Below are 11,737 nucleotides of genomic sequence, written 5' to 3' on the forward strand. Positions count from 1 at the left end.
TATTATGCCCACTACTATTTATGGCATTGCTGATTTTAAGTATGAAGCATTATTGAATGACAGTAAATGTATATATAGTATTAAAGCTATTATTACTATTGCCCATTGCCCATTCCCTATTGCCAAACTCAACTAAAAATCATACCTTAATTCACCAACACCCTGTTTATTGTAAAAATCCAATCACTGCGTAATCTTGACAACCATAGAAATATTCACTGAAACGCAAAGCCAATTCATCCCCTGTAATATCATGATTGGGTATGGGATGTAGTTTTAATACTTCAACCTTAGGAAAGCCGACAGATTCTAACATAAAGGTTAAGGTAGCATTAGGAATTGGATTACGATGGGTTGGATCGTTATAAAAATTACGACTACCGACTAAAATATTATCGGGGTTAGGTGTTTCAAATATCACCATGCCATGGGGTTTTAATACTCGTAAACATTCTTTAAATAAGTCTAGTATGGTTTTAAGGGGTAAATGCTCAACGATATGGAATCCTGTGATTACATCTACGGAATTATCATCAAGGGATGTTAGATATTCGACACAGTCACTGACGATAACTTTTAAACCACGGTAGTTACAATCTTCTACCATTATTTGATTGAGGTCAACTCCCTTACCTTGATAGCCCAATTCTTTGATTATTTCTAACCATTCTCCTCTACCGCAACCAATATCAATAAATAAGTTATCGTTTTTATTAATATTTAAACTGTCAATTAAATATCGATAGTCTTGATTTAATATTTTTTTTATGTGTTGACGATCGCCCCTAAATTTATTCTCAAATGCTAAATAAAAGTTATCTAAGGAATGGTTTTTTATTTCATTATCAATATTTTTTATAGCTGATAAATTACCTTCTATGTTTTTAATATCAATATTGGATAGTTTTTCGATGTGTTGTTCTTGCTGAAATAAATGTTTTTGTAAGTATATATTTTTTTGAAATAGATCTTCATTCTTTTTATTTAATTCTTGAATTGATAATTTGAGCTGTTCTATTTCCCATTTATTTTTATTAAAATTATCGTTAATTTGTCTTTGTAAAAAACGATTATTGCTTTCATAATTAGCAATATTTTTTTCTCTTTCTCTTTTATATTCTTCTTTTAAAAAGTTGATTTCTTCTTCTAATTCTCGTTGTTTTTTATATAAAGGATTATTTTGAAATATATTTTCAATACTTTCAAGTAATATTTTGTCTTTTTTGTTAAGAATACTTAAAGTTTTTTCAAAATTAAAATTAACCTCCCTTTGATCTTTAAAAATATACGATAATACTTTTAAAAATAGTTTTCCCAATGGTTTAAAAATTGAGCGAGGAAAATGATTAAAAGATTCAGGTAGATTATTTCTTATTTGTCCTCTATGGTGTGCTAAATCGATATAATGGTCAAATTCCTTGGATTCCTTGGTAAATTCTTCTTGATTAAAGTTATGGGTTTCCATTAATCGAGTTTCATTATCTAAGATTTCTGAAAATTGGGATGATTGATTATTAGCATTTTGTAAAATATTTTGTGTGATTTGTTCAACGGTTATATTAGGAAGCTGGGATTTTAACATAGGAAAAAAAGTGTTAATTATTAAGTGTTAAAAATAAAGAATTGAAAATGGATAATAAAGATAAATTAAAGATTAATTACCTAAAATTTATTCAAGTTTACTCTCGTGGGTATATAAAAAAGATGGGAAGTAAAAATAATTAATTTCTTATCCCTCATGAAAAGTAAAGCACTTGTGCATTAAATCCATAAAATAATGATAATGAAAAAAATCTAAACTTAAGGTAACTTATGAATAGCAATTATAACGGTGTGAGTGAGGCAAATGACAAATCCACAATCCCCCCAACCCGAAGAAAATTCCAATACTCTTTTTCATAAACTCAAACGAGTGATTACTTCCCCACGAACTATCATTATTGTAGTAGTAGGAGGAGGTGCGATCGCCTCAGGCGCTTATTTAGGTGCAAAATATATTATCACCGAAGTCATACCTGCCACCATCGAAGACGAATTAAAAAAAGCCCTTGAAAGAGAAGTAAACATAGGAGAAATAACCAGTTTCGGTTTTTCCCACCTCACCATCAATGATGTTACTCTCCCCCCCACCAGCGAAGATAATAGCTTTGTCGAAATCAAAAATATCAACGCCCAATTTAATCCCCTTAATATCCTTTTCCAAAACCAACTCCCCCTCGATATTACCATCGAAGAAATCACCGCCCTCGGGCAACTAGACACCCTTATCACCCCCACAGAAGAAGAAGAAAGCGAAATTCCCGAAACCATAGACTTACCAGAATTACCCATCACCGCCGATATAAACCTTGACATTGAAAAAGCCACCCTTGCCATCACCCCCAACGCCACAACCCAAGCCATTGACACAGAAAATCAAATAAACCTTAACCTTCTCTATAACAACGACACCAATCCCCTCCGTTATAATATCCAATCGAAAATCGACAATAGTAGCATTAACCTGAGAGGAGAAACCATCCTCGCCACAACCCAAAGTAATAACAACATAAAAATAAACTACCTTGACTTAACCAAACTTAACGACATTGTCTCATCAGCCCTACCCCTTAATATTAACCAAGGTAATATCGACATTAACTTAGAAATAAATATCCCCTCCTTTACCAATCTAAGAGAAACTCAAGCCTACGGAAGCATTGCCCTAAACCAACTAGAAGGAGACTATATCTTTTCTGGTGAAAATAATCAACAAACCATTATTCAACCCCTACGCAGTGAAGCATATATAAAAGTTGACGGGCAAACCATCGACTTTTTAGAAGCTAACGCCAATTTTGGCAACCTAGCAGGAAACCTCACAGGAAACATTGACTTAAACCAAGGTTATAACATTCAAGGAAATCTTAACCCCATTAATGTTAACGATGCCCTTGCATCCCTTGCCGTGATTTCCCCCGTTACCCTTAACGGTATCCTTCAAGGAGATTTAGCTATCACAGGGGAAATTGACAACCCCCAAATTAACACTAATCTTGCCATTGAAAATACCATAGTTGATCAAATGGACTTAGGGCAAACAGTTTTATCCTTAGATAGTAACCTAGATGCCATTACCTTAAACAGATTAGAAATTAATCCCACTGCAGGGGGAGAAGTTTTTCTCTCAGGTTTAATCAATACCAATCTTAGGGAAAAAATAACCAATCAAGAAACCATCAATATTAACGACTTTCCCCTACAAATAAATCTTGATGCCGACTTACCCACCCAAGAATTAATCAATGTCTATAACCTTTTACCCCCTGAGATTACGGTTAGTAGATTACAAGCCACAGGAAACATTATAGGAAATATTGGCAACCCTTCGGCTTTAGTTAACTTCAATCTTCCCGATAACAATAACCAAGAATTAGGCAACATTACAGGCAGGGGAGAATTAGCCTATGACAATAATCAACTAAGGGTTAATAATACCCAATTAATAGTTAACGATGGTACTATCAATGTTAACGGTTTAGCAGATTTAGAAACCAGCAATTGGAATGCCGACTTAGTCATCAACTCCCTTACCCTTACCCCCTTTGTGCGTCAATATTGCTTAACTATGGGTAACTGCCCAGAAAACATAAACACCGCCACCCTCATCAGCGCCAATCAAGGTAATATTCAGGCAAGGGGTAATTTTAACAATCTCGATTTAGATAACATTGACGCTATCAGCAACTTACAACTAAATGTAGATAGGGGAAGCATAGAAGTTGATAGCCGTCTGGAAAATGGTGTTATCCTTGCCAATGCCGATGCAAGGGAAATTAATTTAAATAATTTGATTACAGATTTTGCGGTAGATACTAATATTATTACCAGTAACTTACAGCTAGAAAGTAGTATCCAAGAATTAATTACCCTTGGGCAAAGAAATCTTACTACCCTAAATCTCAATCTGAGTAGTGAAGTATTAGTAAATGGAGGATTGGTTAATGTTTCAGGGGGGGTTAATCCTCAAAATACTGCTTTTCTTGCCACCGCTTCAGGAATTAACTTAAATAATCTCAATCCTGTATCTCCCATTACAGTCGAAACCAGTCGGGTAAACTTATCCCTCCTTACTACTGAATTAATTAATAATCAAACTAACTTTACATCCCTAGAAAATATTATCGCTTCCTTACCCAGTTTGACAGTCAATGCAGATAATAGTCTTCTGGGAGGAGGGGGAGTTGTTAACAGTCAAACGAATATTAGTAATGGTTTAGTAAGAGTTAACGCCAATGCCCAAAATATTAACGCCCAACAATTAATTGCTGATTTTCCCCTCGATGTTAATCAAGTTAATAGTCAGATAAATGTTAATGTATCCCTCCAAGAAGTTGTCGCCACGGCAATTAATTATCTCGATACTCAAACTCTTTCCCCTCTCAATAGTTTGGTATTAAATGCCAATAGTAACTTTAACCTTGCCCAAGGGGGAGGAGTTGCAGTAACGAATATAAGTAACAATCAATGGGGCATTAATTTAAATACTGAGGATATAAATATTGATAACCTTGCCCAACAATTGGCGCTTAATTTAGATAATCAACTACTGGCTAACTCTCCCCTTAATAGTCAAGTGAATTTGAGGGGAAGTCTTGCCCCTATTTTTAGTAATAATCCTTCCGCCGTGGTGGAAGTTACCCAAGCCTTGGTTAATGTGGGTGAAACCAACCTCAATGCTAGGGGCAGATTTGATGTGATTAATTTGGTATCTAATCTGGATATAACTAATGTGGTTTTGGATATAGAAACCCAAGCAGATTTGGAAACAATTCCTGCTAATGCTATCTTGGCACAATTTCCCCAAGAGGAGGGTATTAGGTTATTACCCGATGAGGCAAATTTATCTGGGATTGGTAATTTTGTCGGTAGGTTTACGGGGAATAATTTGTTAACGAATCCTCTCGGAGAAAATAATCTTCGTTTGGGAGGAGATATAGAGGTAGCTAATTTAATTTTTAATGATATTCAATTTGAGTCTTTTTTGGCTGGTAATTTAAATGTCAATGGTAGTGAGGGAATTATTCTCGATTTACGGGGTGAGGAGGATGTTATTTATGCAAGGTTGATACCTAATAATATTACCCCTGTTACTTCTGATAATTATATTGCTTTTATTCCTGATCAAGTGCTTATTTCTCAAGGGGGAGAAGATGGTTTTTTGGTGCAAGGGGAAAGAAGGGGGGAAGAATTTACGGCTACGGTTAATAATTTCAATCTGGCTAGTTTAAGGATTAGCCCTGTGGCAAATTTTGGTATAGTGGGTAATCTACAGGGTAGGGTAGAACAACAGACAACGGTTAATCTGAGGGATTTTAGTAGTAGGGGAAATATTCGTTTAAAGGAAATTGGTATTGGTAATATTATCGCCAATGAAATTAATGCGGATTTTGTGTTTAGGGATGATGTGGCGCAGTTGCGAGAGGCTTCTTTGCGTTTTGGGGATAGTGTTTATGCTTTGCAGGGCAGTTTTAATTTGGCGACTCAGGATATTGAGGGTAGGTTAAATGTGGATGGTGATGTGAGGGATATTTTTACTACTCTACAGATTAGCGATGTGGAAACTTTGACTTCGATTTTACAACAGATTCAAACTCAAGATGTTTTTGCGTCGGCGGATAGCATTCCCCCTCAGTCGGTGGGTGATGGGGATGACACTATTGGTAATCAGGTTAATTTGTTGGCGAATATTGATAGGCAAATTAAGGAGGTTGCAAGACAAATTCAAGAGGGGGGTATTCCTTCTAATTTGGATGTGATGGGGGTTTATCGGGGGGAAGTTGTTATCGGTGGGAATTTACGTAATCCCATTGTAAATGTGGATTTTGAGGGGCGTAATTGGCAATGGTTACCCCAACCGGCTTATCCTGATGTGGTGGATGGTTTGGGTTTGGTTATCCAACAGAGTCAGCCTGTGATTATTCCTCAGATAACTTTAGGGGCGGAGTTTCGGGATAATAATTTGGAAATACAACCTTTTGTGTTGGGGATTAATGATAGTGAGGTGGCTTTTGCGGGTAATTTGTCGTGGAATAGGCAGGAGGGAGATTTTAGGGTTTCTAATTTATCTTTAGATACTTTCAGCGCCTTTATTCCTGATTCTGATTTTGGAGGAATTTTGGATATGGAGGGAAGTTTATCTGGTAATTTGTTAAATCCTGTGATTGAAGGTAATGTGGTGGTGAGGGATAGTAGTTTCGATGGGGCAATTTTAGCCCAAGAAGTAAGGGGTGATTTTGTTTATGAGGATTATTTGTTTAATTTTGCTTCTACCGCCCCTGAGGAGATACAGATAACTTCTACTTTACCTTATCATCCTTTGTTGGCTACTCCTTTTCCTGCTACTTTGAATGTGTCTCTTTCTCGGGAGGCTTTGGAGGTGTTGGGAATTTTAACCCAAGGGCAATTGGCTTTGACTGGAGGAGATGCTAATGCGCAATTTGATGTGGAAATTGCTTCTCTGAATCGTTTTATTGAAAATCCTGATTTAAATCAGGTGCAGGTTAGGGGTAAGGTTAATTTGGATAATGCGCAGTTAGAGTCTTCTAGTATTGAAGATTCTGTGATTGTGTCTGGGGAAGTAGATATTGATGGCAGGGCGATCGCCCTTAACCAAGTACAAGCTAAAATAAAGGATACTGAAATTAATCTAGGGGGCAGTTTACCTCTCACCACTGCCCAACCTGACAATGAAAACCCCCTCACCATTTCCATTCCTAATCAAACCCTTGATTTAACCAATCTCTACCGAGGGGGAGTTAACGCCGAAATTCGCATCGATGGCACGGTTTTAAACCCCGTTGTCGGCGGATTTTTCCACCTTGCTAGGGGTAGAGTCAGCATTCCTAACCTCAATAATAACGGGCAACCCCTCACCCCCGAAGAAATAAACATCGCCAGTCAATGGCTAGGGGAAAACGGCCCCATTTCTGAAAGCATTTTTCAACCGCAAATCAATAATTTTGAAGTTAATTTAAAGGATTTAGATATTTCCCAATTTGGGGTTTATCGCTTCTTATTTGACGGTGATTTAGTAGTTAACGGTCGGGGTCTAAATCCCGATAACATTACCGCCCAAGGTCAATTAAACCTCCGTAGAGGACGCATTAACATAGGGGGATCATCAGGGTCTGGAATTGTCACCAACACCATCGGCGAACAAAATACCTTCTATCTCTCCCGCACCAACGAAAATCGAGTAACTTTCCGACCAAATCAAAGTATCTTAAATCCAGAAGTTGATATATTAGTAGAAGGAGACGTAGTAGATTATTCCCGTCAACTCAGTACCACGAGAAATAACGAAATTTTAGATCCCATCGTCAGGGGAGGTAGAGGAGAAACCGTCAGGGTAGAATTAGCCATTAGGGGTAATCTACAATCCCTCACCCCCTTAATTACAGGGCAAACCGCTAACAACTCCTGTAATGTTACCCCATCAGATAACGTCATTGTTAATCAACCAGAAGAAGGATGGAATCAAGAAAAATTAGACTCCGTGGCAAGATGTACCACCATAGCCAGTAGATTTAACCCCGATAATACTAATTTAGAAATTCTCAATTCTCCCCTAGTGAGGTTAACCAGTATTCCAGGGCGTGGACAAGGGGAATTAGTAAATCTCATCGTCGGGGGGCAATTTTTAGGGTTACTCAATCAACTAGAAGGCTCAGGGGATATTGATTTAATTGAGAGCGGATTATTACAATTTGTAGTAGTACCCCTCCTAAATGATGTAACTTTTGGTATAAACGAAAGAGTTAGCACCTGGGGAAGTCCTTTGGGTATGAGTGATTTAAGGGTATTTCCCCTCGTAGAAGGGGTTTATCCTCTACAAAATCGCTCTAACATCTCCGTATCCTACGACTATATTTTCAATGAATTTCGGATACGTTATCAGAGAAGATTTTAACATCTTGCTAACTGCTGTTAACAGATTATAGACACAACCATGAATAAATATATTTTAGCCATAGACCAAGGAACAACAAGCACTAGGGCAATTTTATTTCAAAAAAACGGTCATGTGTTGGCCACCGCCCAAGAAGAATTTAGTCAATATTATCCTAACCCGGGGGAGGTAGAACATGATCCCCAAGAAATTTGGCAATCAGTTTTGTCAGTGGTTGAGGGGGTTTGTGATAAAGCCAATGTGGAAAAAAAACAGATAGAAGCCCTTGGGGTAACTAATCAACGGGAAACCACGGTAGTTTGGAACAAGGAAACGGGAAAACCCATTTATAATGCCATTGTGTGGCAAGATAGACGCACTTCCGCCACCATTGATGATTTGAAGGGCAGGGAGTTACAAAAAGAGGTAAAAAGTAGATCTGGACTTTTGCTCGATGCCTATTTTTCGGGTAGTAAAGTAGAGTGGATTTTGGACAATGTCCAAGGGGCAAGAAAACTTGCTAAGGCAGGAAAACTGGCTTTTGGTACTATTGACAGTTGGTTAATTTGGAATTTGACTGGGGGAAAAACCCATATTACTGATGTGGGTAATGCTTCTCGCACTCTTTTACTCAATGTTAACAAGGTACAATGGGACGTGCTTTTGTGTGAATTGTTTGATGTACCCATGAATATGCTACCCACATTGTGCGATTCTAGTGGTGTTGTAGCTTACACTGATCCTAGCATCTTTGGGGAAGAAATTGCGATCGCAGGTATCGCAGGGGATCAACAGGCCGCCACCTTTGGCCATACGGGCTTCCATCGGGGCATTGCTAAAAATACCTATGGTACAGGATGTTTTTTAATTTCTCCCACGGGAAAAGAGTTAGTACCCTCAGAAAAAAGTCTCTTATCCACCATCTGTTGGGGCTTGAATGGCGAGATAACCTACGGTCTGGAGGGGAGTATCTTGGCGGCAGGATCGGCAATTACATGGCTCAGGGATGGCTTAGGGTTAATTAAATCAGCTTCGGAAATTACCGAGTTAGCGGAGTCTGTAGCCGATACGGGGGATGTGTTTTTTGTCCCTGCTTTGGCTGGGTTAGGCTCTCCCTATTGGGATCAATATGCCAGAGGTACTATTGTAGGCATCAGTCGTGCGACAACAAAAGCTCACATCGCAAGGGCTACTTTAGAGGGTATCGCCTTTCAGGTGTATGATGTGGTGCGCAGTTTGGAGAAGGAGTCTAATACTCCCCTTGAATTATTGAAGGTGGATGGAGGCGCTGCCCGTAGTGATTTCTTGTTACAATTCCAAGCGGATTTGTTGGGAGTGCCTGTGGAGCGCCCTGCGGGGGTTGAACTTACGGCCCGGGGTGTGGCTTATTTTGCTGGATTGGCGACGGGCTATTGGCAGAATTTAGAGGAGATTCAACGGTTGGAAACCACTACGACGGTGTTTAAACCTAAAATATCTTCATCCCAAAGGGATGCTTTAACCAGTCGCTGGGCTGATGCGGTGGAAAGGGCGCACAGTTGGGCGTAGTAATGGACAATTATTTAACCTCAGTTCGGGATTTGTCGGTATGGTAGGGGACGTACCATGGTACGTCCGTACAGGTTGCAGGAGATGAGGAGTACGGGGGATGGGGAGTAAGGGTAAAATAGTTCAATTACTCATTGTCAATTGTCAATTATTCACGCCTTTACAATACTATAAATTTTGGCATTGCTGATTTTGAGTATGAAACATTATTGAATTACACAAAAAACTAAGACTTCTAAATATTATAACTGTTCCCTATTCCCCGTTCCCTGTTCCCTTCCTCAACAAGAAATCATACCTTAATTCACCAACGCCTAAATTTTATCCCGAACTCAGGTTAGATAAATTTTTTTGATTTGTTGGGCTAGTTGGGTGTGTAGTCGATGACTGGCTTTGTAGGCTAGATAATGGGCGGTGGGAATAGTACCAAGAAGGCTTAAATCACCGATTAAATCAAGGATTTTATGGCGCACTGGTTCATTTTCAAACCGTAGGGGGGGGTTTACCCAACCATCTTGACTACACACAAGGGCGTTACTGAGGTTGCCTCCAAGGATTAATCCTTGGTTTTGTAAGTGTTCGATTTGTTCGGCAAAGCCAAAGGTACGGGCAGGGGCGATCGCACTTTGGAAGGTTTCCCGTTCAGGATACCATGTAAACCATTGATTTTGGATAGCTTGGTAGGGAAAATCTATACCGTAGGTAAAAACCATTTTTTCTGAGGGTAAGGCAGCCACAAAAGCATCTTTATGTCTTACCCAAATTGGTTCGTTAATTTTATATGAACTCTCACTAAAATTATAGTCAGGGTGGTAAAGGCGATCGCACCATAATTTTGACGAACCATCTAACAAAGGCACTTCTGCCCCATCAATTTCCATACGCACATCATCAACACCACAGGCACACAAACTAGACAATAAATGCTCCACCGTACGTACCTTCGCTTCTCCCTGTGCCAACTCCGTAGATAATAAAGTAGTATCCAAAGAATCAATGGTTGCAGGAATACAAGGGCTATGGGGTAAATCTACCCTGACGAAATATCTACCCTTGCCCCTTTCTTCAGGAAATAACTTTACCGTACTAACCTTGCCAGAATGAAGCCCAACTCCCGACAGTTGAAAAGATTTAAACATAAAAAAATAATTGAGAATTGATAATGGATAATTGAATTTTGAGAGAAACCATTGCCTATTCCCTGACAATGTTAATTGTCCATTGTACATTGCCCATTGTCAATTATTCCAAGCTACCTATGGGACTCGAACCCACAACCTAATCATTACGAATGATTCGCTCTACCAATTGAGCCAAGGTAGCACAAAAAAACACCAAAAACAATTATAACAAAAACTCCCATCATAAGTCATTATTAAATATCTGATGTTACGCAAAAAAAAATAATTAGTTCTTGGTTTGAGGTGTTAGGTATCAGGTATCGGGTATCAGGTTCAAAAATTTAGAACAACTTTAGATTAATTAATGGTCTTATTTTCACTCCCTCAATAACCTAATAAAAACTTTTCATATTTTTAACCTGCACCTGCTAAAAAAATTACGTCACATCAATTAAATATTGAAAAATAAATAATGAGTAATCAATTATTTTACCTCTTACCCATTGCCCATTGCCCCTTACCCATTGCCCATATTTACGGTTATACTTCATATTAGATTAAGAACTATGAAGAACTACTAAAAAATATGAAGGAAACAATTAGAGAAATCTTACAACCCGCAGCGGATCTTTTTTCTGGTTTCAATACTCCTGAAATCGTTGTACACTGGGGACATCCCTTTTTTATGGGTATTGTCATTTTCTTTATGGGTAGTGCCGTAGCGGTGACAGGGTGGCGTAGTCGTCTATTGACTACCGAAGGAGAGGTCGCAGAAAATAAAATGAATCATCGTAAAATAGCCCCTTTAATGACATTATTCGTCACCATGGGTTATAGTGGTGGTTTATTATCCTTAGTGATGCAAGGAGAGCCTATTTTATCTAGCCCTCACTTTTGGACAGGTTCGTTAGTTATTGGTTTATTAGGATTGAATGGCTTAATCTCTATCACTGGCTTTGGTGGAAATAAAGATAGTTTACGCACTGCCCATGCTTATCTTGGTAGCATTGCCGTAACTGTAATGGTTATCCATGCCATTTTAGGATTAAAACTAGGACTTTCCATTTAATCTTAAACCTATCCATAAATAAAATACCCTCCCATTTCTCCCTTTAAGCAACTTAAAATTAAATTACTC

General features: G+C 38.4%; 6 protein-coding genes and 1 tRNA gene. 4 read left to right on the top strand and 3 right to left on the bottom strand.

Annotation, left to right across the window (positions count from 1 at the left end; genetic code table 11):
- Positions 1-4: 4 nt before the first annotated feature.
- Positions 5-136, top strand: coding sequence for a hypothetical protein (locus IQ215_RS14470; RefSeq protein WP_277815524.1), 132 nt, complete (start codon positions 5-7; stop codon positions 134-136).
- 30 nt (positions 137-166) lie between these two features.
- On the opposite strand, the gene IQ215_RS04930 is transcribed toward IQ215_RS14470, so the two are convergent.
- Positions 167-1,582, bottom strand: coding sequence for a class I SAM-dependent methyltransferase (locus IQ215_RS04930; RefSeq protein WP_193800196.1), 1,416 nt, complete (start codon positions 1,580-1,582; stop codon positions 167-169).
- Positions 1,583-1,846: 264 nt separating this feature from the next.
- Between IQ215_RS04930 and IQ215_RS04935 the strand changes: the two genes are divergently transcribed.
- Together IQ215_RS04935 and glpK are read left to right on the top strand one after the other, a co-directional pair.
- Complete coding sequence (locus IQ215_RS04935) at positions 1,847-7,951, top strand: translocation/assembly module TamB domain-containing protein (RefSeq protein WP_193800197.1); 6,105 nt, start codon at positions 1,847-1,849, stop codon at positions 7,949-7,951.
- A gap of 39 nt (positions 7,952-7,990) precedes the next feature.
- Entirely contained in the window at positions 7,991-9,478 is a 1,488-nt protein-coding gene (gene glpK / locus IQ215_RS04940; protein WP_193800198.1) for a glycerol kinase GlpK, read from the top strand.
- Positions 9,479-9,810: 332 nt separating this feature from the next.
- Here glpK and lpxC read toward each other — a convergent pair whose 3' ends face one another.
- Together lpxC and IQ215_RS04950 are read right to left on the bottom strand one after the other, a co-directional pair.
- The gene (gene lpxC, locus IQ215_RS04945; protein WP_193800199.1) at positions 9,811-10,617 is read right to left on the bottom strand and encodes a UDP-3-O-acyl-N-acetylglucosamine deacetylase; all 807 of its coding nucleotides are present in this window, start codon (positions 10,615-10,617) and stop codon (positions 9,811-9,813) included.
- 111 nt (positions 10,618-10,728) lie between these two features.
- Positions 10,729-10,801: transfer RNA gene (locus IQ215_RS04950), tRNA-Thr, on the bottom strand.
- A gap of 384 nt (positions 10,802-11,185) precedes the next feature.
- Here IQ215_RS04950 and IQ215_RS04955 point away from each other — a divergent pair.
- Positions 11,186-11,668, top strand: a complete 483-nt coding sequence (locus tag IQ215_RS04955) for a DUF4079 domain-containing protein (RefSeq protein ID WP_193800200.1) — start codon at positions 11,186-11,188, stop codon at positions 11,666-11,668.
- Positions 11,669-11,737: the final 69 nt, after the last annotated feature.

It is taken from the genome of Cyanobacterium stanieri LEGE 03274 (assembly GCF_015207825.1).
Lineage (GTDB): Bacteria > Cyanobacteriota > Cyanobacteriia > Cyanobacteriales > Cyanobacteriaceae > Cyanobacterium > Cyanobacterium stanieri_B.